At 46.1% G+C, this 21,018-nt stretch carries 25 protein-coding genes; 19 read left to right on the plus strand and 6 right to left on the minus strand.

The window, feature by feature from the left end:
- Positions 1-74: 74 nt before the first annotated feature.
- Positions 75-758: a response regulator transcription factor gene (locus D7I37_RS17405; RefSeq protein ID WP_129544047.1), complete on the minus strand. Its 684-nt coding sequence runs from the start codon at positions 756-758 to the stop codon at positions 75-77.
- A 159-nt stretch (positions 759-917) separates the two neighbouring features.
- Here D7I37_RS17405 and gspG point away from each other — a divergent pair, with 159 nt between their 5' ends.
- From gspG to D7I37_RS17480, 16 genes are all read left to right on the plus strand, one after another.
- On the plus strand, positions 918-1,409 hold the full coding sequence (gspG, locus tag D7I37_RS17410; RefSeq protein WP_242502703.1) for a type II secretion system major pseudopilin GspG: 492 nt from the start codon (positions 918-920) through the stop codon (positions 1,407-1,409).
- Positions 1,410-1,412: 3 nt separating this feature from the next.
- The gene (locus tag D7I37_RS17415; protein ID WP_129544048.1) at positions 1,413-1,868 is read left to right on the plus strand and encodes a lytic transglycosylase domain-containing protein; all 456 of its coding nucleotides are present in this window, start codon (positions 1,413-1,415) and stop codon (positions 1,866-1,868) included.
- Between the two features lie 4 nt (positions 1,869-1,872).
- Entirely contained in the window at positions 1,873-2,703 is an 831-nt protein-coding gene (locus tag D7I37_RS17420) for a type II secretion system F family protein (RefSeq protein ID WP_242502704.1), read from the plus strand.
- 17 nt (positions 2,704-2,720) lie between these two features.
- The gene (locus D7I37_RS27395) at positions 2,721-3,134 is read left to right on the plus strand and encodes a type II secretion system F family protein (protein ID WP_371415262.1); all 414 of its coding nucleotides are present in this window, start codon (positions 2,721-2,723) and stop codon (positions 3,132-3,134) included.
- A complete protein-coding gene (locus D7I37_RS17425; RefSeq protein ID WP_242502706.1) occupies positions 3,037-4,674 on the plus strand; it encodes a GspE/PulE family protein in 1,638 nt (545 codons plus the stop codon). The genes D7I37_RS27395 and D7I37_RS17425 overlap by 98 nt, the downstream gene beginning before the upstream one ends.
- Positions 4,667-5,320 carry a hypothetical protein gene (locus D7I37_RS17430; protein ID WP_129544049.1) on the plus strand — a complete coding sequence of 218 codons (654 nt, stop codon included), beginning with the start codon at positions 4,667-4,669 and terminating at the stop codon, positions 5,318-5,320. Before D7I37_RS17425 ends, D7I37_RS17430 begins: the two co-directional genes overlap by 8 nt.
- A gap of 195 nt (positions 5,321-5,515) precedes the next feature.
- Positions 5,516-6,010, plus strand: coding sequence for a hypothetical protein (locus D7I37_RS17435; protein ID WP_129544050.1), 495 nt, complete (start codon positions 5,516-5,518; stop codon positions 6,008-6,010).
- Positions 6,003-6,536, plus strand: a complete 534-nt coding sequence (locus D7I37_RS17440) for a hypothetical protein (protein WP_129544051.1) — start codon at positions 6,003-6,005, stop codon at positions 6,534-6,536. The genes D7I37_RS17435 and D7I37_RS17440 overlap by 8 nt, the downstream gene beginning before the upstream one ends.
- Positions 6,533-7,036, plus strand: coding sequence for a hypothetical protein (locus D7I37_RS17445; RefSeq protein WP_129544052.1), 504 nt, complete (start codon positions 6,533-6,535; stop codon positions 7,034-7,036). The genes D7I37_RS17440 and D7I37_RS17445 overlap by 4 nt, the downstream gene beginning before the upstream one ends.
- A 4-nt stretch (positions 7,037-7,040) precedes the next feature.
- Complete coding sequence (locus tag D7I37_RS17450) at positions 7,041-8,246, plus strand: secretin N-terminal domain-containing protein (protein WP_129544053.1); 1,206 nt, start codon at positions 7,041-7,043, stop codon at positions 8,244-8,246.
- An 11-nt stretch (positions 8,247-8,257) separates the two neighbouring features.
- The gene (locus D7I37_RS17455) at positions 8,258-8,914 is read left to right on the plus strand and encodes a type II secretion system protein GspD (RefSeq protein ID WP_371415263.1); all 657 of its coding nucleotides are present in this window, start codon (positions 8,258-8,260) and stop codon (positions 8,912-8,914) included.
- Between the two features lie 9 nt (positions 8,915-8,923).
- Positions 8,924-9,397 (plus strand): type II secretion system protein, encoded by a 474-nt coding sequence (locus tag D7I37_RS17460; RefSeq protein WP_129544055.1) that lies wholly within the window; start codon positions 8,924-8,926, stop codon positions 9,395-9,397.
- Positions 9,384-9,743, plus strand: coding sequence for a type II secretion system protein (locus D7I37_RS17465; protein ID WP_129544056.1), 360 nt, complete (start codon positions 9,384-9,386; stop codon positions 9,741-9,743). The genes D7I37_RS17460 and D7I37_RS17465 overlap by 14 nt, the downstream gene beginning before the upstream one ends.
- Entirely contained in the window at positions 9,730-10,248 is a 519-nt protein-coding gene (locus tag D7I37_RS17470; protein WP_129544057.1) for a type II secretion system protein, read from the plus strand. Before D7I37_RS17465 ends, D7I37_RS17470 begins: the two co-directional genes overlap by 14 nt.
- The gene (locus D7I37_RS17475; protein WP_129544058.1) at positions 10,249-10,695 is read left to right on the plus strand and encodes an A24 family peptidase; all 447 of its coding nucleotides are present in this window, start codon (positions 10,249-10,251) and stop codon (positions 10,693-10,695) included.
- A 17-nt stretch (positions 10,696-10,712) separates the two neighbouring features.
- Positions 10,713-10,997 (plus strand): A24 family peptidase, encoded by a 285-nt coding sequence (locus D7I37_RS17480; RefSeq protein WP_129544059.1) that lies wholly within the window; start codon positions 10,713-10,715, stop codon positions 10,995-10,997.
- On the opposite strand, the gene D7I37_RS17485 is transcribed toward D7I37_RS17480, so the two are convergent.
- From D7I37_RS17485 to D7I37_RS17495, 3 genes are all read right to left on the minus strand, one after another.
- On the minus strand, positions 10,974-13,475 hold the full coding sequence (locus tag D7I37_RS17485) for an ATP-binding protein (protein WP_242502708.1): 2,502 nt from the start codon (positions 13,473-13,475) through the stop codon (positions 10,974-10,976). The two genes, D7I37_RS17480 and D7I37_RS17485, sit on opposite strands and share 24 nt — an antisense overlap.
- A gap of 221 nt (positions 13,476-13,696) precedes the next feature.
- On the minus strand, positions 13,697-14,302 hold the full coding sequence (locus tag D7I37_RS17490) for a response regulator (RefSeq protein WP_129544060.1): 606 nt from the start codon (positions 14,300-14,302) through the stop codon (positions 13,697-13,699).
- 22 nt (positions 14,303-14,324) lie between these two features.
- Entirely contained in the window at positions 14,325-15,548 is a 1,224-nt protein-coding gene (locus tag D7I37_RS17495) for an MASE1 domain-containing protein (protein ID WP_129544061.1), read from the minus strand.
- A gap of 1,137 nt (positions 15,549-16,685) precedes the next feature.
- Between D7I37_RS17495 and D7I37_RS17505 the strand changes: the two genes are divergently transcribed.
- The 3 genes from D7I37_RS17505 to D7I37_RS27720 are packed head-to-tail and all read left to right on the plus strand — an operon-like array spanning position 16,686 to position 18,425.
- Positions 16,686-17,642, plus strand: coding sequence for a LysR family transcriptional regulator (locus D7I37_RS17505; RefSeq protein WP_129544062.1), 957 nt, complete (start codon positions 16,686-16,688; stop codon positions 17,640-17,642).
- Between the two features lie 35 nt (positions 17,643-17,677).
- A complete protein-coding gene (locus tag D7I37_RS17510; RefSeq protein WP_129544063.1) occupies positions 17,678-18,277 on the plus strand; it encodes a hypothetical protein in 600 nt (199 codons plus the stop codon).
- Positions 18,278-18,320: 43 nt separating this feature from the next.
- Positions 18,321-18,425 (plus strand): DUF3789 domain-containing protein, encoded by a 105-nt coding sequence (locus tag D7I37_RS27720; protein ID WP_129544064.1) that lies wholly within the window; start codon positions 18,321-18,323, stop codon positions 18,423-18,425.
- Between the two features lie 727 nt (positions 18,426-19,152).
- On the opposite strand, the gene D7I37_RS17520 is transcribed toward D7I37_RS27720, so the two are convergent.
- Entirely contained in the window at positions 19,153-20,193 is a 1,041-nt protein-coding gene (locus tag D7I37_RS17520) for a uroporphyrinogen decarboxylase family protein (protein WP_129544065.1), read from the minus strand.
- A gap of 33 nt (positions 20,194-20,226) precedes the next feature.
- Positions 20,227-21,018 carry an energy-coupling factor transporter transmembrane protein EcfT gene (locus tag D7I37_RS17525; RefSeq protein ID WP_129544066.1) on the minus strand — a complete coding sequence of 264 codons (792 nt, stop codon included), beginning with the start codon at positions 21,016-21,018 and terminating at the stop codon, positions 20,227-20,229.

The raw sequence follows: 21,018 nt of genomic DNA on the forward strand, positions 1-21,018 counted from the left end.
ACAAGAATCCTGGAAGTTTTTATTTTTTATATAAAACATACTGAAGACGGCAACGATAGAGCTATAATTTAACTTTATATTGTAATGTCATAAGTTTTTATTTGCGACAGTAAAAAAAACAGATGACAGTCTGTTTTTACGCCCAGTTTTTCCATTGCCTTCAACTTATGCGCACTGACCGTTTTATTGCTTAAATTCAGCTTGCTGGAAATTGCCGTCAAGGAAAGGCCATTGCAAAGCATGCGTAAAACGTCGTTTTCTCGCAGGCTCAACTCGCTATCCATAAGGCAGTCGTTGCGAAAAAGAGAATTCATCAGGCTTCTCTCAATGTAAGTTTCCCCATTGAGTACGGCAGCAATTGCTCGCCACAACCCCTGCTCGCAAGTATCGCGGCTGATGTACCCGGCGGCACCATTCTGAATGACATGGCGTACAATATTGTTGTTACGGTAGGGGGATAAAACTATAACTTTTGTCTGTGGGAATTTATTTGCCAGCCACTTAACCAAAGATGCCCCGTCGAGTTCAGAAATCGGGTTTTTTGTTTTTTGGGTTTTTAAAGAAAATCCAAGCAATAAAATGTCGATGCGATTCTCGGTAAGGTATTGATTTATATCATTGGGTGAGTTGGTATCCCCAATGATGTTAAGCTTTACGCCATCCATGCCATATTCAGACGTCGGCATATTGTTTATCATGGATAATACACCTCGACGAATGATCGTGTATTGGTCAGCGATAACGATATTTACAGTCATGAATCAATCCTGTATTGTAAAATTAAATGGATGGATATTGATAATGGTGCCATTTTAAAATGATGCATGAGGCATTTCTATAGTATTAGTCAGAAAAAATTCAAAAAAAGGAAAATCTCAACTCAATTTTCTTTTATCTAACACAATCAAAGGGCAATCATGTTTTATTTTCTGGTTTTTACATTAAAATGGTCTCGTTCTAATCAACTAATAGATATGAAGAGATTGTTTATGAAACGAGAATTTAATTATCGGTATGTTCAAGGCGGCTTTACTCTTCTTGAATTACTTGTAGTGCTAATGATTATTGCCCTACTGGCTGGTTTTGTTGGCCCCAAAGTATTTTCTAACGTTGATCAAGCGAAAGAAAAGACTGCACAGCGTCAGATGCGTGCTTTGGGGGATGCTCTGACTCAGTACCGTCTGGATACCGGGTTATGGCCAAGCGAGACCCAGGGGCTTAAGGTTTTAACGGAAAAGCCAAGCGGTATTTCTAACTGGAATGGCCCATACCTCAGCCAGCAAGTTCCGCTCGATCCATGGGGAAATGCATATCAATGGCATAATCCAACGCAGACAACGGATGGTCTCTCGGAGGTGGATATTACGTCTAATGGCAAGGATGGGAAAGCGTTGATCTACCGGTTCTGAACGATGAAAAAGTTACTTTTCTTTACCTTATTGTTGTTATCGTCATCATCTTTTGCCGATTGCTGGGTTCAGGCCGGTGAGCGCTATGGCATTGAGCCGGAGTTGTTACAGGCGATTGCTATGGTTGAATCTGACCTGAATTTCAGAGCGACGAATACTAATCGTAACGGTACCACTGACTATGGCCTGATGCAGATTAACAGTACGCATCTTCATACGCTAAAAAAATTCAATATCACCTCCCGACATCTGTTGGAAGATCCTTGTCATAACCTGATGACGGGAGCATGGATTTTGGCAGGAAATATACGGCGTTTTGGTTATTCCTGGGACGCTGTCGGTGCATATAACGCAGGCTATGGCAATAGCCCGGGGAAGCAAGCGCTTAGAAAAAAGTATATTGAAAAAGTGGCGCTTCGTTATCATCAAATCAAAATGAATAAAGATAAAGGTAAATGACGGCATGAAACTGTATGATATTGTTTACCTTGATAATGGGCAGCGGAAGAAAATGCAGCTCAGCGCGGATTCGCCTGAAGAGATTAAAACCAGATTTATTGACAATGGGTATCTCGTGACGCGAGTCACCCGGTGTAAAAGTCTTCGCGAAGGCTCGTTTGCTGTGGGATTATTCGTCCAGGAGCTGGTGGCTTTGCTGGAGGCCGGTCTTGTTGTTACCGAGGCTATTGAGGCCCTTCAGGCCAGCTGCCGTGAGGCGTATGTTCGCAATATCTATAGTTGCTTGCTTGAGAAACTCTATCAAGGGTATCAACTCTCTCAGGCGATGGCCACTCTACCGTCAATATTCCCTGAGTTGCTGCAAAACACGGTTGCTTCCTCAGAACAAACCGGACATCTTCCTGTCGCACTAACGCGTTTTCAGCACTATGAGCAACGCATGGATATTCTCCGGAAGCGGGTGAAAGCGACGATGCTTTACCCCACGATAGTCATCAGCGCCGGTGGACTGATTCTTTTTTTCCTGTTGGGGTTTGTCATTCCGCGTTTTGCACAGGTATTTGCGGGTATGAAAACGCCCAGCGGCAGCGCACAGTTTATTTTGTGGTGGGGGACCCTGGTTGAACATCATGGCGTTACTCTGCTGCTGGCCATTTTTATTGCCGGTATCAGCGCCATCAGTTTTTTCCGTCACGCTTCTTTTCGCCGTTCATTGGCACTGCTGTTACTGAAATTGCCGCAGTTACGTAATCAGTATCATTTAACCATTCTGGTGCGTTTTTATCGCACTCTCGGCCTGCTGTTGCAGGGGGGCTTTCCGTTACGCAGGCATTGAATCTGACACGCAGTATTTTGCCGGAAAGCCACCATACGTCGTTAAATCAGGTACTGCAGGGGGTCAATTCGGGGCAGGCGCTTTCCGTGATGCTAGAGAGCCAACGGTTGACTACCCCGGTTGCCAGCCGGCTGCTGCAGGCAGGGGAGCGAAGTGGCGAATTGCCGGCAATGTGCGAGCGTATTGCGGCGTTTTATGACGAAGCGCTTGAACGGGCAATCGAAACTTTTAGCAAGGTATTTGAACCTGTCCTGATGATGGTCGTCGGGGGATCGTCGGCCTGGTGGTGTTCTTGTTGTATATGCCAATTTTTGAACTTGCAGGAGGTCTTTCATGATGCCATCCCCTTTGCCACCCGACATGGATATACTGGATACGCTCCTCGACCCGAAGGTAAAAAGCGATCTGGCGTTGGATGCCCTGTTAAATGATCATCCGGAATATTTGCCAGAGTTAGCGAATCAACTGGGTCTGTCTTCTCTGGCTCCCGAACAGTTACTGAATGCTGAGCCAGATTTCACCCATGTATCATTGAGTGAGGCACTGGAGCGGCGCGTTTTACCATTGCAGTATCAGCAGCAGGGATGGTTGGTACCCGCAGATCCTTTTTCGCTTGCCTTACGTGAATGGATGCATGGGTTTCCGCTTCGCCCGGTGCTGGCGCCTCCGGCCTGGGTTAATGAACAACTCAACGTGCTGGGAAAGAGCCAACGTATACTGGACCAGCTTGAGCAGCAGAACAGCGACAGTAGCTCTGACGACTCTCTGCTGGAGATCTCTCCCTCGACCATTGCGCAAGAAAGCAATGATGTCGTCAAATTAGTCAATGCTACCTTATTTGATGCATTGCAGAGCAGGGCAAGCGATATACATCTTTCCGCAGTGCCTGATGGCTTGGCCGTTAAATATCGTATTGATGGTGTGCTACATTTCATTCGTCATTGCAATGGTTCTCAACATGCCGAACAGGTTATTTCGCGGTTAAAAGTGTTGAGCAGCATGGATATTGCTGAGCGACGTGTTCCTCAGGACGGTCGTTTTAAAGCATTGGTTCATCAACGACCCGTTGATTTTCGGGTCTCAATCGTACCGGGGAGCCATGGCGAGGATGCTGTACTCCGGGTTCTGGACAAATCACACGAGCAAACATTAAGCCTTGAGTCTCTGGGCTTCGATAATCAAACTTTAGGGTCAATACGACAGCTGACTCGTATGCCGCATGGCATGGTGCTGGTCACGGGGCCGACAGGCAGCGGCAAATCCACAACGCTTTACGCTGCACTGAGCGAGCTCAATTGTGGCGAAAGCAAGATTATTACCATCGAAGACCCCGTGGAGTATCAAATTAATGATGTATTGCAAATTCCCGTAAATGATAAAAAGGGATTAACTTTCGCACGTGGATTACGCGCAATTTTACGACACGACCCGGATACTATTCTGGTCGGTGAGATCCGCGATAGCGAAACCGCAGGGATTGCAGTACAGGCCGCGCTGACAGGGCATGTTGTGCTGTCATCGGTGCATGCTAATAATGTATTTAGCGTGCTGGAGCGTTTTTTGTATATGCAGGTCGAACCTGCAAGCCTGCTAACGGCGTTAAATGGTGTTGTTGCCCAGCGTTTGGTACGCAAAATTTGCTCTTCCTGCGCAACTGAGGTTACGCCTGACGAGCAGGAAACGGCTTTCTGGAAAAAAAGCAATCTGCGAGATGTCTCCCCACGCTGGGTTCGAGGGCTGGGGTGTGAGCGTTGTCGTCATACTGGATATCATGGGCGCCTTGCTCTTGCGGAGGTTCTTACCTTTAGTGATAACATGAAAGATGCGCTTTTGGCCCGTTCTTCAGCCGTTCGTCTTCGCGAAATCGCAATCGCCGAGGGATTTATTCAACTGAAAGATGTCGCATTGCGCGCCGTACTGGAAGGTAAAACGACATTGCAGGAGATTAGCCGTGTTATCGTGCATGACTGATATATATACTTGTGAAATACTCTCTCGACAGGTGCGTATTTCTCGCAGGGAGCAGCAAATTGCCTGTTCAGAAATACAGGCCAATGAAGCATTGGAAAATACGTTGCCAATGCAGCTGCAGAGCATTTGTAGCCAATTGCCCTGGTTTCGCGCGGTAAGGTTCGTACTGGATACGAGTCTGGTTAACCATCTTGTTGTTCCCTGGCCTGAGGGAGTCCGCACGCCTTCCGAGCTGCGCAATTACACCATAATGCTTGCCCGGCAAAAATTTCCCCATCTTTCCGGGAAACCTCTCCGGGTGGGTTTTGAAGATTGCAGGTACCAGCGGAACGCTCTGGCATTCGTTCTCGAAGATACCCTGTGGCAAAGTCTTTACGAGATAACCCGAGACCTGAAATTGAGGTTTTCTGGCGTAACAACGCCGTTGAGAGATCTTCTTGTTACCGAACAGAATGGTCTGGCTGAAGAGGGTATTTTTGTTCTTTCTGGTGACAGCGGAAATATTTTCGCCTGCCGTTCCGAAAGTGAATGGCAGCAAGTCTATCGCATGGTGTTACCTGATATGCCACTTGAAAAACAAGTGAAATTGGTCTCTCGCTTAGCGGGAAAAAATAAAGCTCCCACTATAACCGGTGTCGAAAAATAACAGGGTTATATCGACGAAAAAACGTTCGCGTCAGATTAAAACCACGAGCCAACCGGATGCGTGGTTTTTATATCTGTCTGACACATTTCTGACTAGTTCTATAGTGATGTATTCCCTCTCCTCGTATGATGCAACCACTCTTCGGTTAACTTTAAAAACATAAGATAATGCTGTCTTTTGCAAAGGTGAGGATGAATGAATTCGAGAATTGATGCGCTTCCCCCCTGGGCATGTCGGATATCTTTGATAGTGATATTACTCTGCTTGCCGTTAATTGCCTGCTTAGGATATTCTTTGTTGGAGATTGATTGTTTGGCGAGCGATCACGAAAATGCACAGCTCAGATTTCAGGAGATTAAGAAGGTAGAGGCGGAAATTAAAGCTAATGCGCGCCAAAAGAATAAGTTTATGAGCAATTCTCCCTCTTTCCAAAAGCTGTATCCTTTTGGCCTGGTTTTAAATGAAGAGATTTCTTTATTAAGGTTGGACTCTGATTTCAAAAGCCAGACGGTTGATTTTGAAGTGGTAGCCACGTCGCTGCCTGAATTACTGGATTTTGTTTCTCGAGTTCAGCATATTCCCATGCGGGTGGAGCTGAAAAACCATCAATATGTAAAAGAAAAAAACCAAGCATGGCCAGTCAGGGCAACAATGAAAGTCTATTTACCAAAAGAAAAATCAAATGAGTAGGAAAATATCAAAATTTTGGCACTTTTGTCGATGGAAAATAGCCTGCCTGATAGAAAAGACTGGGAGAGCCCCTTTGCTGGCATGTTTAATACCTATATTTCTGGCGGGGTATTGGGTGGTGATATTACAGCCTCAAGAAATTGAGTTAAAACAGTCACTATCTGATGTGCAACATAAATTACTTGTACCGGCTCCATTAATACCAAATGAACTGCATATTCAAGATGATAAGTTAAGCATTACCGAATATCAACAAGTTAAAATGTTGTTTGATATTTTTCATCAATACCATCTGAAAATAGATAGCGGGAGCTATCAACTCAAGTCAACAGAGAATAATTCTCCGGGAGCCATGACATTAACGATACCTCTCAATGGCACATGGATGTCCCTCGCGCGGGCATTGCGTGATATTAATCGTGCATTACCACTGGAAGTGGAAAGGTTGCATATCAGCCGTTCCCAACCGGATACCGATTTGTTATCGATTAAGCTACAACTGATACTAAGAAGAGGTCAATCATGAAGCTCCCGCCTTATCTTATTATCTTACTTATAATGACGTTGGGGCTCTTGATGTGGGGAATGTTAAGTGATGATGTTCAAGAGGAACCCATCTTATCTGAGTTGACAGAGCCGAAAGTCTATACCCTGTCTAATATCCAACATAAAAAGAATAAAGAGGCCCACATCGTTGACTTGTTCCCAGTCAGGAAAATGACAGGTAATAACGCTAAAGAAATAAAAACACCTCAGCCAGAGAGGAAAAAGGAGTTGATTTTTCCTCTGAAAGTGGTCGGGGGGTGGTGGGAAAGTGGCAAGCGAATAATCGTATTGAGCGATACCGAAAGGAATTTCCTGCTCTGCAGAGAATGTCAGGGTAAAGACTATATCCAGCCTGGGAAAATGATTATTCCAGACTGGCAGCTGAATATCCTGGCAGATGATCATCTTGTCGTGGAATCGACATCGAGCCATATCAAAAAACGTATTGAACTTGGTGATTTAACAACTAAACCGACATGATAAAATGAAAAAAAATATAGTGACCCTGGCGCTCTTGTGTTCATTCTTGACAAGTTGTGCCGATCAGAAACCTGATACTCAACAGACTGACTTTCCTCAGGGGAGAGAAACGCTGATCGCTGCCCTGAAGCAAATTGACCAGGCGCGTATACTTTCACCTGATGATATCTCATTACGCAGCCGGCAAGTCCAGTTGACGGATAATCTCGTCAATGGCTACTTGCAGGAGGCTGAGCGCGCCGTTGCGAATAACAATTATAGCCGTGCCTCTGTCCTGTGGCACAACGTGCTCAGTTATCAGCCCGGGAACCAGAAAGCGCTCCAGGGATTGGGGAAAATTGAAGGCGCGCGAGCTATGGACAAGCTGTATCAGCAGGCAATGCAATTACATTCTGAGGACCCGGAACAGGCACTGTATAAAATCCGCCTGATTTTGGAAGAAGATCCCAACTGGCCAAAGGCCCGGGCTATGCAAGATCACCTTCTGCGTGAAATAGCAATGCAAAATCAGCCAGAAGTAAAGTTAAAGCGAGAATTAAAAAAACCGGTTTCGCTGAATTTCAGGCATCACAGCTTGATGTCTATTCTTGACACCATCAGTCAATTGACCGGTGTGAATATTACCTATGACAAAGATGTTCCAAAAAGCATGACGGCAAGTTTGGTTGCGCGCAAAACCACGGCGGAAGATGCTTTGAATTTGTTATTGTTATCCAATAACTTGAAAAGAAAAGTTCTTGACGGTAATACCATTCTGGTTTATCCGGCATCGCCACAGAAGGATAAGCTGTATCGTGATGTCGTTATGAAAACCATATTTCTTGGTTATGCGCGAGCTAAAGATATAAACCCGGCATTACGTAACCTGGTTAAATTACGCGATATTCACATCGATGAAAGGACAAACTCCGTCACGGTACGTGGCTCAAGGCACAGTGTTGAAAAGGCCGAGAGACTTTTAATGACGCTGGACCGTCCTGAGGCGGAGGTTACCTTGGCCGTGGACGTTCTGGAAGTTTACTCGAAGGATGTCGAGAAATTGGGGATCAATTACCCAGGCAAGATTGGTGTCGGTTTTAACAGTATTGATGGAAAAGTAGAAAATATCGCCATGAATGCTTTCAATTCAGGCAACATGTTTGTCAATCTGGGGGGACACAGGGCGTCAGCGCAGATCTGCAAAAGATACGCACGAATGCAAAAGTATTAGCGAATCCACGTATTCGTGTCAAAAATAACAAGAAGGCTGTCGTGGATATTGGCGAGCGGATCCCGGTGCTGACCAGCTCGGTGTCTGACGGTATTTCGCAGGAAAAAGTAGAATATCAGGATGTGGGCTTAAAGCTGGAGGTAACGCCTGAGATTAGCGTGGATGGCATGATCTCGATGGACGTGAAATTCCAACTCAGTTCTCAGGGGAGTGCTGAACGCTCTAAAGACGGTGTGAATTATTATCGTACCAACAACAGGGAAGCTAACACGGTCTTGAGTAGTCAAAGTGGTGAAACACAAATGTTAGCAGGGCTTATCAAGCTGAAAGATCAAAGCGGAACGTCCGGCATTCCCTACTTAAGTGATATTCCAGGAGTTGGAAAACTATTCGGCAGCAACGAGAAAGATCATGAACGAACCGAAGTTGTATTGCTGATTACCCCTGTTATTGAGCGTAATCTCGATTTGCCCGGTAGCCATGTCAGCACCATTGATATGGGAACAGAAGAAATGGAAGGGGACAGCAGCCTTCAGTTCCGCGACCCGGATAGCGTTATCAAAAAGAGTCAATCCGAGCTGCCGCCATTGGCTCCTCCCGCACAGTTTCCGGCTAAAAACGGTGCGCTTCCGGTTCCGCTGAGTAGCCAGCAAGTGGCAACCTTATAGGGTCAAACGATGACTTTTCAGCGCGGTTTTACCTTAATTGAAATGATGATAACGCTGACAATACTAGCCTCACTGGCAGCTGCGGCCATTCCGCTGGTGAAACATCAGGAACAGCACCGCAACGAACGGCAGTTACAGGAGTCGTTACGTCAAATCCGCACGGCATTGGACCGTTACAGCCAGGCTGTGGAGGAGGGGCGCATAGAACCTGCGGTGGGGGGCTCTACTTATCCGGCTACGCTGGAAAGTCTGGTGGAAGGTGTTGTGGACAAAACGGCGAAAAATAAAACATATCTCTATTTTTTACGGCGTATTCCGCGCGACCCATTCTGTGACTGTGAGGGCCTTTCTGATACCGAGACCTGGAAAACACGCGGCACAACACAGCCCCCCAGTGATTTCACGGGGGGGAAGGATGTTTACGACGTGCGTTCCAGTAGCAACGCTACTGGCCTTAATGGAGTTCCTTATGCGCAATGGTGAAAAAGGATTCACGCTGATTGAATTGCTGGTGGTCATGGCTATCATCGCCACGCTGATGACCCTGGTGGCACCTCGATTTTTCAGCCAGACGGAACGCTCAAAACAAATAGTACAGGCGCATAATCTGAATGCGCTACATATGGCGCTTGAGGCGTTCAGACGCGATCGTTTTGTCGGTCCAGCCAGTCTGGATGAGCTTGTTCAGGAAGGATATCTGCGTCAGCTACCGTTGGATCCCGTCAGTAATAGCCGTGAAAGCTGGCAAATTATCATCGACGACGAAGGACAGGTTATTGATATTATATCGCCACCGTCGGAGAATGGAGCTGCCGATGGTAACCGCTAAAAGGCAAGGGGGCTTTACTTATTTATTTGTACTGCTGGCTCTAACCTTGATCGCTGGCATGTTGTTAAAAAGCCGTGAGATTGCACAGATACATCATCGACAGGAGCAGGAAGAAGAACTTTTATTTCGAGGGGAACAAATCCGTAAAGCAATAAGCCGCTATCAGAAAGCTCCTTATGCTAATGGCTGCTATCCTGACAGATTGGAACAACTGCTGGAAGATCGCCGGGGAAGCCAGGTACATCATCATCTGCGCCGCTGGTTTAGCGATCCTCTTACAGGCAATCCGCAATGGGGAATGAATTTCGACCCTCAGGGGCGCTGGATTGGCGTGCATAGCCTTGGGTCTGGCCGCCCCCTCCGTAAATCGGGGTTTAACGCGCAAGTCGATGTTCACAAGTTTAAAAAAGCAGAGAGCTATTCCGAATGGGTATTTGCGGTTAAACCTGATGCCAATGCGCCTCATCCATCGGTCTGTAAAAGCAATAACAAGAGTTATCATTAAATGGAAGAAACGTTATTTTTTGCACTGATTGGAGGGATTGCAGGTAGCTTTCTGAACGTTGTGATCTATCGTCTTCCCCGCATTTTAGCGGGGGAATCGCTGACATTATGTTGGCCGGCATCGCATTGTCCGATATGTAAAAACAACATCAGATTCTATCATAATATTCCACTTTTGGGATGGCTATGGTTGAGGGGGCGCTGCATACGTTGCCATAGTCCAATTCCGGTTCGTTATTTCCTGGTTGAGCTTATAATGGCAATTTTGTTTCCTACCATGATTTCATTATGTGGAATGTCATGGCAAAGCCTGGTGGATTTAATCGTTTTAAGTTGTTTACTGCCGTTGTTTATTATTGATCTGACCTGTTTATTGTTGCCTGACCGGCTGACATTTACGGTAATGCTGAGCTCCCTCGTTCTGGCAGGGCTTGGGAGGGGCGGATAGAACTCTCCGAGGCAGCGATGGCGTCAGTTTTGGGGTTTGGCATCCCTTGGTTACTGGACCGATTTTATCTGTGGCGTACCGGGCAGTATGGCATGGGAATGGGGGACATGAAACTGTTTGCTGGCGTAGGCGCCTGGCTAGGATATGAAGCACTGATACATATCATGTTGCTGGCTTCCCTGATGGCAATGGTTATGGCCGTGGTGATTTTACGAAAAAAAAGAACCGACGTTTTCCCGTTCGGCCCTTATCTGATCATCGGTACATTGGTTGTATATTTACAGCCCTTTCTTCTGGGATGAAAGCAGGGCAATAAACCGTAATATCAGCGCATTAAGCTGCAGGCAGCGCAGAGGGAATGTATTATCCTCTTCCTTATCTCCCTGTAGTATTTCTTCCATTCTTTTACACAAGTTAACTCCCGCCTGGAATCCCGCTAAGGCAAAACTGCCTTTTTGTCGGTGTAAAAGAACTTTGTATTGTTCTGATTGCCCCGTAGACAGGCCAAGCAGCTGTTGACGATCATGTTCACTGGTTCGCTGCAGTTCATCAAGGATGGTTGTCATCACCTGGGGCTGGTTTGCTGTCATCGCATGAATTTCCGCCATATCAAGGCGTATCTGTTGTTGTTCTGATAGCACCTGACGTAAATCCTGGAGGGTCAAAGGCTTGATTAACACTGCATCCATACCTGATTCAAGACAACGCTTTTGCTCATCGCTAAAAGCGTTAGCAGTGCAGCCTATAATAACCAGATACCCCCCGTCTTCCTGTTCCCGTTGCCGATGGTGTTGTGCCAGTTGATATCCTGTCATGAGCGGCATCTGGCAGTCAGTTAATAACAGGTCAAATGCGTGCTGGCGGAGGTGTTGCAGCGCTTGTTTCCCGTCATTGCAGGTTGTGACCTGATGCCCAAGGGTTTCCAGCTGTAATTTCATCACCACCAGATTTGCGGGTTGATCATCCACAACCAGAATGTGCAATGGCTTTTCTGTTCTATTTTTGTTTTCAGGGACGCCTGCCGTCGTTTGCTCAGGGCTTTTTTCCAGACTTATCGAGAAAGAAAAGCAGGAACCTTCACCGGGAGTAGACTGAATATGTAGTCTGCTTCCCATTAGCTTTAGAAACTGAGCACAAATTGCCAGTCCCAGCCCGGTACTGGCCGGTGAATCAGGATCAAGTTGAACGTAGGGCTGCAAGATCCTCTCCTGCATCTCAGTGGCAATACCCGGTCCACTATCCTGTACCCTAAATGTCAAACTGTCAGTTCCCGTAGCAATGGGCTTTCCGACCACAGTTAGCTTGATGGTTCCTTGCTTGGTGTATTTGATTGCGTTACTGAGTAAATTGCTCAAAACCTGACTTAGCTTGGTCCCGTCCATGCGGTAATGTGCTGCTCGCCCGATCTCAAGAACGCTTTCCAGTTGTAGTCCTTTTTGCAACGCCAGAGTTGAATAAGTGTTCACCACCTGGGTTAAAAGTGGATAAATAGCACCATTTTGTACCTGAAGTTTCAATTCACCCGCTTCGATTTTCGAAATATCCAGCACGCCCCCCACAATCTGTAACAACTGACGAGAGGCTGCATAGGCGATATTGAGAGAAGACCCGGTGGGGGTATGCTGTTTTTGTTGTTCCAGCTCCAGTATGCCGAGGATCGCATTCATCGGAGAACGGATTTCATGGCTCATTCTGGCCAGAAATTGACTTTTTTCCCGGCTGGCATTGATGGCTTCCTGAGAGGAGATCTCCAGTTCACGCTCCAGCCTTTTACGTTCGCTGATATCATACCAACCGATCAGCAGCCCTTGTGGTACATTGCGGCTGTCACAATAAACGGCGAGCCATTGTACTACTTCGCACATCTTTCCTCGGATACGGAGGGTACGGTCCGAAAATTGCGGGGAGAGCGAACAAATTGCCTCCACCCATTCATGATGCTCCAATGGTGGAGCCATTGCGTTATGCGTCATGAATTGTTCCAGCGTCATGTCGATCACTTGGTCAGTGCTTACCTGCAGTGATGACAGCAGTGTCTGATTGCAGTGCGTTATTTTTCCTACCGGATTACATACAAGGAGCGGTGTCGGAATGCTGTTAAGTAACGTCTGCCAGTATGTCAGCGCATCCAGCAAGTCCTGTTCCGCACGGCGACGCCGTAAAATCTGCGACAGCAGAAAAGCAACCAGGAACAACAGCAGAGTGCCCGCAATGATGGCAAAAGAGTCGATAATGCCATCCGTGTTTTCATTGATGGGGTGTATCTCATTCAGTGCCGCATTTAATAACCAACGGGTGGTGACGGACGACGCATCTCCAGGGGAAAGAGCCTCAATACGCGCGTTGATCTCTTTCAGGAGGTCTTCCTCACCCGGAGAGAGCCATAATGCCTGATTATTGCTGATATCAGGTAGCGTCACGCTATTTAGGATCCCCGGGTAAAGATTATGAACAAGCATATCCGCCAATGCCGCATCACAGACAATACCATCCGCAGCGCCGGCATTGAGGAGTTTTAACGCTTCGCTCAATTGTAACCCTTCTTCCCGAAAGACATTTGGCCAGATAGCTGAAATTTTAGGGCCAACGGGACTGTTACGCAGTAACAATATACGTTGTTGGTTGAGATTAAGTTTCTGGTGCGAATAGACCGGGAGACGGTTATTACGTGTGATCAATGCCCAATGTTGCTGCAATAAAGGATGGGAAACCAACACTCCAGGCGGTGGTGTACTGAAAGGAGGGGGTAATACCATACGAATATTACGCTCCTGCAGCATGGTCTCCAGTTGGGGAGGCTTGATGCAGGTTTCAGCTCAAACTGAAGCTGCCCGGGTCTTGACAGCAGATTCAATAACTCTGGCAGCGCACCTTCTGCGCGTCCCCATAGGGAGAAATCACTGTACGGCGCACGATCGTCGAGCAAGCCAACTTCAACATTGTCAGCGGCGGTTGCCAGTGCGGGGGGAGCAGCACTAACAGCAGTAACCATCTCATCACCTTACAGCCCCACATTGTGCACATATTCCAGTAGCTCAGTCATAGAATTGACGCCAATTTTATTCATCGCACTTTTTTTCTGGGCGCTTATCGTTTGCTTGGTCCGGTTAAGTATAGCAGCGATGTCATTGACACTTTTCCCCTGGGCCAGGAGTCGAACGACCTCCATTTCACGCGGGCTCATCTCTTTCGGTGTATCGGATACGATCGCTACAGGGTGGCGACGTCCTTGCAATAAGTGTTTAAGGCAAAGTGTTAATTCCGTCGTCAGGCTTTGTTTATTGATTACGGCATAGACTCCCTTGGCCAGCAGGGTGTTAATCAGACCTTGATTGGCGAGTACCGTGACAACGACAATAGGTAGTGAAGGGTATTTTCGACGCAACGTTTCTATTAAGCGCAGCCCATCTGATTGCTGTTCCCCGGGCATATTGAAATCTGTGAGTAAAACATCGGGTAGCTCTTTTTCTAACGATTGAAGTAACTGATCCACATGGGTGGCCTCATCACTGACAATATAGTGTTCACCAAACGCCGACGTTATCACTGCCCTAAGCCCTATCAGGAAGACAGGATGGTCATCTGCAATCACGATACGTTGTCGCATGGAAGCTCCTATGAAAATCATATTAGTTTTTGAGCATCAATACGCCAATAGTTCCCAGTACCGAATGATCCGGTGCAATACTACAGCGTACGATATGGTATTTTTGATCAGAAAGTAATAAACGAACAGAATACTGATTAGTGCCATTTGCATTGCCATGACATGCGGAGAGGTATTCGGCAAATGCCTTCTGATCCTCCGGATGCAGTCTGGCTTGCAGCAACAGCAAAGTGGGAAGCTCTTGGCAAGCAATACCGAAAACTGATTGGTTACCTGACCAACGAAACCGCTCGGTGCCAGAAGAAAACTGAAAAAAAACGGGTTGTTGGCTTTCCAGTAAATGGCAAAGCAAGGTAAGCTGCTGACGCAGTTTTTCATACCTGGCTGAATTCTCTTTTTTATATACAGCAAAAATCAGCCCGAGGCTAACGACTACCAGCAGGTAGAGTTGCGAAGCTTGCATTCCCTGGGGTTCATTGACGACCAGCGGTCCATAGCCCAATAATGTTGTCAGGTTAATCAGCAAGGTCAGATACAATAAATAAACCGTTAATATATTTAGGGGTAATGATACGCTCAGAACCAAAGACACGCCAAGAGCCAGATAAAGCAGTGCCTGCTTTATCAGAATGGGGGAAATAAGCTCCGGCGGTAACATGAAAATGACGGATATAATGAACAGCAGAGCGTATTGGAGCCCGTTGAAATGATGACGTGGCTCCCTGAAGAAACGACGAAATATGAAAAAAGAAGCTCCGGACAAGCACCCTGTAGCGTTAGAGAGTGCCCAGGTCGAAAAATGAGATATCAAAACTGGATAGTTCAGTAACTTCAGGATGAATATGCTGAGAAGCCCCCCGATGATACTGGTTGTATATACACCGGCAAGGAGGAAAAACACCTCGGTTCGATAAGAGTGATGACCGGGATAGCGGCACGTACTGCGCCATATGATCGCCAGAGGAAACAGGACCGACAGGTCGATTAAAGCGAAGGTAAGAGCAACATCGAATGAGCGGCCGTACAGCAAACTGGTCAGAATATGCAACACCCCGGCACTCATTCCCCAGAGTGGCCAGTAAACCGGTTGAGAGGTACATAATACCCCCAAAACGAGTCCTGCAGGTAGCCAGACCGAGCTGGATAAACTCCACGAATCGCGCGTTTCGAGGCTGAACATGGCCAGCCCAAAATAAAAGATACTGAATGCTAGCCAGTACCACAGGGCTTTACGCCATCCGACCATTTCGCGCTCTCTCTGCTTAAAATGTAAACGATCTGTAAGTATTATACCTCGTTTTATGGAAAATTCACCTACATGAAACACGCCTGTTTTCAGATATCGGCTGACAGGGGCCTGTGAAGCCTTCCGGTAAAATAGCAGAACCGAGTTTTCGTTACTACACCATGCCTGACGGGCGGCATATGGGAAATTACAACATGATACCTCTTGTGGGTAAGATGACTTAATCCTCGGGGCATGATTTGAGGATGTTATTTGTTCTGCCTGACGAGATTATCTGCCTTATTAATAAGAAACTTCTCTGTTAATATGCGAATGTGGTTTGTTTGTTTAGGATGTTCTTGTTTTTATGTTTTTTTAATTACATGTTTTTTATGCTGTTTTTTGTTTTTTATTGACCTGGAACAGAGTGACAGACCACATTTCTTATTTAGATTTCTGTTTGGTTAATCTTTTCTTTGTAATTTCCTTATTTACCTTTTCCTTCGGATTGATGATAATCACTGACACATTAGAAATCCGGAGGTATTCTCTTCCGGTAACAGAAGAGTGCGCCATTAATAATCCACGTGTGCAGTGGTGGGCTTTTATTTTCTCGTGATATCTCTCGCAGTGCATTATTTTCAGACAGGATTTTTACGGTGAACACACGGGAAAACGCTGAAACCCTGTGGTTTCACACAGCCGGTACGGTCGCCGTACCTACGGAAAGGACAGTAACGGCAAGACTGCTGTGCCAAAAGACAAGGTTCCAATGAATGCTCTGGCGACGAGGATCGTTAACGCCGCTGAGGAGTGGAAGAGCGAGAAAGCCCTGGATGGTAATGAGCATCTGAATAAAGGATGGGGGAGAGTGGGTACATCGGTAACCGGTATAACGCAGAATTACCAAAAAAGTACCGCCGATGTATCAGAAAAATTCACTGTAGATAAGTAACCCTGCTGGCTATGCCGGTATAACTCCAGGTAATTACATACACCTCTGGAGCCATTCGCCGATCAATATAGTCGCGTTCGCTGAACGAAAGGACGTTTTTTTGGTATTCCTGGAATGTATAAAACAATCTCGCTTGGACGTTAGTTATCAGAATGATGATAGATGCAACGAAAAATAAATAACAAATATTAAGGGTGGCAGCTATGAGAGATGTGAATAATCGAATTATGCGCGACTGGGTGGTATTTATCTCGGTCGTTGAGGCACGCAGTTTTACCACCGCCGCGCGGAAGCTTCATTGCAGTATTGCATCGGTAAGCAAGACAATCTCTCGTTTGGAAGACATACTTGGCGTCATTCTTCTTAGCAGGAATGCCCACAAAGTGGATATTACGGCAGCTGGATATGTGACCTATACTCGGGCAAAAGAAATCCGGCAGTCCTGGCAGGAGCTTTTTTCTGAAATCAGTAATCGGGATGATCGGATTAAGGGAAAAATTCGTTTTTCTGCCCCTTCGGTGCTTTGTGAGTTAGCTGCCAACCACTGGGCTTTAGACTATATGCGCCGTAATCCTGCAGCAAAAGTTCAGTTGTTATCCCGGGACAGAACGGAACTAACCCTGGCCTCACCAGAGTTTGATGACCTGGTGCTAAAAAGTGGCGTAACAGACTCGCCAGACCTGGTGCATCAGTCCATAGGGAATGTCCGGTTCCGCCTGTATGCCAGTCCGGACTATATACGCAAAAACGAGTTAATAAAAAGCCCAGAGGACCTGAACAGCCACTGGATAATGAAGGTCGACCATCCGTTTCTGCGTTATCCTCTTACCTTCACAAATGGCGAGGAAACATCTGAACTGACTATCCTGAACGATACCAGCCTGACATCAAATAATGTACCCGCAATGCTGAACATGGCTCTGTCTGGAGCCGGGGTGTGTCTGGCTCTGCCGGACTGGGTGGCCTCACGCCACGTCAGTTCCGGGGAGCTGGAAATGGTCCTGCCGGAATGGAAACTACCGGAAATGCCGGTTTGGTTGGTATGGCGCTATCGTGAGAATTATTCAGCCCTGTTTCATGACTTCCGGAATTTCATTGCCGGGCAGTGGAAGACGTTGTCCATGGCGCCTTTATCCGGCATGCAATCTGACAGTGCGTAATGCTTCATAGCATAGTACCAGGTAGGAATGGGGACATGAAAAGACAATCTCTGATTATTTGTTTGACTGACAACTTCTGGTTATATCGAGGAGTGGCGGCTATGTTGCCTGAGATGAATGTCGTAAGAGTAGCTTATAACGACGCCAATTTTTTTGTTTCAGCGCAGAGTCAAAATAAAAAAGTAACCCTTATCATGGATATGTCGGTTTTTCTAAGCGGTGAGTGGACGGCATTTAATAACATTATCGGACAGAAACCTGAAGCAAAGGTTATCTGGCTTAAACGACCTGATTCAGGCCTGATTTTTCCAGAGACGCGTGTTGGGGATCCTATTATTGAACAGAAACAAGATTTCCGTAACGTATATCAACAACTCAGAGGGTGTGTGTTCTGCTCGCAACAAGATAAAACAGGTGACTTTGTTGAGCCTTTTGTTCTGACAAGAAAAGAAAGCAGCCTGTTACTTTATTTAATTCATGATCTGGATATTCGACTCACTGCCAAATGGTCAGGGATTGCCATGAAGACATTTTATCACCACCGGCGTGAAATACTAAAAAAGGCAGGCTTTTCTCGATTGGATATGATGCAATTAGTTTTCAGAAAAAATCTTCACTTATTGAACCATAAATGAATATTTGTGCAAAGATTAGTTAATTATCGTAGGGTAACATGTTATGTTAATACTTTGTTTTATATCAGGTGTGTTTGTAGGGACGTTTATAGGTGTTTTCGTCATGTGTTTATGCCGAGTGTCTGCCGAAAGTGAAATTGAAAAGTAACGACCATGACATAAACAACTATCGGTGTTATATATAGAAATAGAGCCACCATTTTTACATGCTAAGTTTTTATTTCGTATTTGTCAGATTGAACTCCATGCTTCCGTGTGGATAATGACTATGTCAATACTGATATTACATTGAGGTAAATGTGTATAGTGAAAGTAAGTTCATCATCCCAGGTGTTTCAGCATCACCAGTAGCACGTAATGCTTTGATAAAGAGATTGGGGTTTTATGGTTTTATTGAGTGCGCTGAATTGGTGACATTCTTGCAAATTATCTGCAATGATGAGCCTGGGGTGTGCGAGCTGCGATATATTCGAGATAAAGTTCAACAATGTCTGGATATACATGATAATCAAAATGATTATTTCTCTGAACTAAGAAGGGTTTGCGAAGAGTTAACCGAAAAACTCGCCAGCCATTATTAGTATATATTATTCGATATATACATGTTCCGATAGTTTCGGTCAGTAAGTCCGGCGATTTCGAACGCTCTTTTTATGCTGGCTATTTCTTCCTTTAGTTTTTAATTCGCCTGATCGTTTGCGCCAGTTTACGCATTGATTCATCCACCGACAACTGACTGATGATGTTTCCTCCGCGGATAACGGCCCCCGATGACTTACCTGCGGGTCTGATGCCTGTCGCATGGTCAGTTTCTCAAGCCCCGGTCGTCAGGGGAGAGCAGCTCCTTTTTGGACTGGTGCAGCAGTTGCCTATCATCAACGCTCAGCAGGAGTGATGGTGGCAAGGCGCAGTGCCCACAACGCCGCTGCGGTTGTTGCAATAGGAAGGCCGCAGCCAGCCGTTAAAACAAAAGACGATCCGGTTTGCGCCAGGGTGGCCTGTTGTGCCTGCTTCTTAATGGTTTTCAGTTGCCGAGCGCTGGCAAATAACCGCTGATCGATGCCGCCGGCGGCAATTTTCCCTTGTAGCCACGAACATTCGCTCAAAGCAGGATTTCTCTCGTCGTGATCGGCCCAATGCAGGATGTCGATTTCTGGAATTTCCGCAAATTTTTGTGGATGCGCATCGGCACCGCAGGTATGGAACATGAGCAAGCCTTGCCGTTGTTTAATTGCGTGAAAAATTTTTTGGTCATAAGGCGCTGAGAATTCATCATAATAAGCACCGGGAAGCGCCTGCGGGTTACCGTGCCCAAATATGCTATAGAAAAAACCATCGATATCCTGCTCAAGGGTGTCATGAACATAGCGAATGCAGGTATCTGTAATGAGCGCCAGTGCTTGCTTCACTCCTTTGGGATTTAATTCCAGCAGCGTACGCAACTGGCTGGCATTTTTTGCCGGTTCAGCGGGGGCGCCTGGATAAGGATTGTGCCCCGCTAAAAATGTCAGAATGCAAAGCGGTGAAAAAAGCGTCTGTATAATCGGTGTTTCCGGTGCAATCTTGTTCCGTACTTGCCTCGCTACCAGGATCTGTTCTGCGAAGGGCTGATAATCTACCCATATTGTGTTGGCCCAGTCAGTTAAATCAGCGGCTTGGTGAAAAGGATAGTAGTCCAGTTTAGGCAGTACACCGGTATAGTCAGTTGTGTCGTAGCGATTACCAAAAGCCTCCGCGTAATAGGTTGCACGCGGATTTATTTTGACAAAATCCCATTGATAGAGGGTTTGAAAGGCGATGGTTTGCGCAGCTAACGCCTGTGGGTCCTGTTCCGCTTTTATAAAGTGCTTCCAGACACTCACCAAGGGACGGGACTGGCCGACGGTTGTAAACAATTGCTGAAAACGTCTATTCATAAAGTGTATCTCTCTTTCTTTTCAAGTTTTTTATTACTGTCGTAAAAACAGGGTAAGTATACCGACGGCAAGAAACAGGATCCCACTAACGCCATCCGGATTTTTAAACTGGAGTGGGTTTAATTTAGTCCGTTTGATTTGCTGATTGTAACAACGGCTTTCGATGGCATTAGTCAAATCAAATGCCCGACGAAATGCCGAGTAGATCAATGGAAGGATGATAGGCAATATACTGCAGATCCTGTCACCTATTTTTTTGCTGTCAAAACGTGCCCCCCGGGCTTTCTGGGCATCTTTTATTTTATTAAACTCTTCTGAAAAGATTGAGATAAAACGAATGGCCAACGTAATCGCCATAGCAATATCACTGACTTTTACGCCAAGTTTGTCTGCAGGTGCCAATAGTTTTTCCAGGCCGTTTGTTAATGAATTGAGTGAGGTGGTAAATGTCAAGAGGGCGCTGCCAATAATCATTAACGCAATTCTCAACGCTAAAAACAGAGCGTTTTGCAGCCCTTGTTGAGTAATGTGCAGAAATTCCCATGACCACAAAACGGTACCGCCGTTATAGAACATATCAAAAAATGACGTAAATAAAATAATCGGCAGGATAGGTTTCAGGCTGTTAAAAGCCGTCCGTACCGGCACCTGCGCCAGTAAAATGACGGTGAATAGAAAGAGAATATCTATACCAAATCCCTGAACTGAGTTGGTTAAGAATATTTGTACAATCCAGCAAACCGTCAGCAAAATTTTTGTCCGCGGATCCAGGCGATGAATACGCGAATTTCCAGGAATGTATTGACCGACCAGAATATTACCCAA

The sequence above is a fragment of the Serratia sp. 1D1416 genome, from assembly GCF_003641105.1.
GTDB classification, from domain to species: Bacteria; Pseudomonadota; Gammaproteobacteria; order Enterobacterales; family Enterobacteriaceae; genus Serratia; species Serratia ficaria.

What these genes read in the sequence shown, in the direction of transcription:
- D7I37_RS17440 (WP_129544051.1), top strand. Translation starts at nt 6,003, where the DNA reads ATGAGTAGGAAAATATCAAAATTTTGGCACTTTTGTCGATGGAAAATA.
- D7I37_RS17450 (WP_129544053.1), top strand. Translation starts at nt 7,041, where the DNA reads ATGAAAAAAAATATAGTGACCCTGGCGCTCTTGTGTTCATTCTTGACA.
- gspG (WP_242502703.1), top strand. Translation starts at nt 918, where the DNA reads ATGTTTTATTTTCTGGTTTTTACATTAAAATGGTCTCGTTCTAATCAA.
- D7I37_RS17405 (WP_129544047.1), bottom strand. Translation starts at nt 758, where the DNA reads ATGACTGTAAATATCGTTATCGCTGACCAATACACGATCATTCGTCGA.
- D7I37_RS17445 (WP_129544052.1), top strand. Translation starts at nt 6,533, where the DNA reads ATGAAGCTCCCGCCTTATCTTATTATCTTACTTATAATGACGTTGGGG.
- D7I37_RS17480 (WP_129544059.1), top strand. Translation starts at nt 10,713, where the DNA reads ATGGCGTCAGTTTTGGGGTTTGGCATCCCTTGGTTACTGGACCGATTT.
- D7I37_RS17470 (WP_129544057.1), top strand. Translation starts at nt 9,730, where the DNA reads ATGGTAACCGCTAAAAGGCAAGGGGGCTTTACTTATTTATTTGTACTG.
- D7I37_RS17430 (WP_129544049.1), top strand. Translation starts at nt 4,667, where the DNA reads ATGACTGATATATATACTTGTGAAATACTCTCTCGACAGGTGCGTATT.
- D7I37_RS17505 (WP_129544062.1), top strand. Translation starts at nt 16,686, where the DNA reads ATGAGAGATGTGAATAATCGAATTATGCGCGACTGGGTGGTATTTATC.
- D7I37_RS17420 (WP_242502704.1), top strand. Translation starts at nt 1,873, where the DNA reads ATGAAACTGTATGATATTGTTTACCTTGATAATGGGCAGCGGAAGAAA.
- D7I37_RS17415 (WP_129544048.1), top strand. Translation starts at nt 1,413, where the DNA reads ATGAAAAAGTTACTTTTCTTTACCTTATTGTTGTTATCGTCATCATCT.
- D7I37_RS17490 (WP_129544060.1), bottom strand. Translation starts at nt 14,302, where the DNA reads ATGCGACAACGTATCGTGATTGCAGATGACCATCCTGTCTTCCTGATA.
- D7I37_RS17510 (WP_129544063.1), top strand. Translation starts at nt 17,678, where the DNA reads ATGAAAAGACAATCTCTGATTATTTGTTTGACTGACAACTTCTGGTTA.
- D7I37_RS17495 (WP_129544061.1), bottom strand. Translation starts at nt 15,548, where the DNA reads ATGGTCGGATGGCGTAAAGCCCTGTGGTACTGGCTAGCATTCAGTATC.
- D7I37_RS17435 (WP_129544050.1), top strand. Translation starts at nt 5,516, where the DNA reads ATGAATTCGAGAATTGATGCGCTTCCCCCCTGGGCATGTCGGATATCT.
- D7I37_RS17475 (WP_129544058.1), top strand. Translation starts at nt 10,249, where the DNA reads ATGGAAGAAACGTTATTTTTTGCACTGATTGGAGGGATTGCAGGTAGC.
- D7I37_RS27720 (WP_129544064.1), top strand. Translation starts at nt 18,321, where the DNA reads ATGTTAATACTTTGTTTTATATCAGGTGTGTTTGTAGGGACGTTTATA.
- D7I37_RS17425 (WP_242502706.1), top strand. Translation starts at nt 3,037, where the DNA reads ATGATGCCATCCCCTTTGCCACCCGACATGGATATACTGGATACGCTC.
- D7I37_RS17520 (WP_129544065.1), bottom strand. Translation starts at nt 20,193, where the DNA reads ATGAATAGACGTTTTCAGCAATTGTTTACAACCGTCGGCCAGTCCCGT.
- D7I37_RS17460 (WP_129544055.1), top strand. Translation starts at nt 8,924, where the DNA reads ATGACTTTTCAGCGCGGTTTTACCTTAATTGAAATGATGATAACGCTG.
- D7I37_RS17485 (WP_242502708.1), bottom strand. Translation starts at nt 13,475, where the DNA reads ATGCTGCAGGAGCGTAATATTCGTATGGTATTACCCCCTCCTTTCAGT.
- D7I37_RS17465 (WP_129544056.1), top strand. Translation starts at nt 9,384, where the DNA reads ATGCGCAATGGTGAAAAAGGATTCACGCTGATTGAATTGCTGGTGGTC.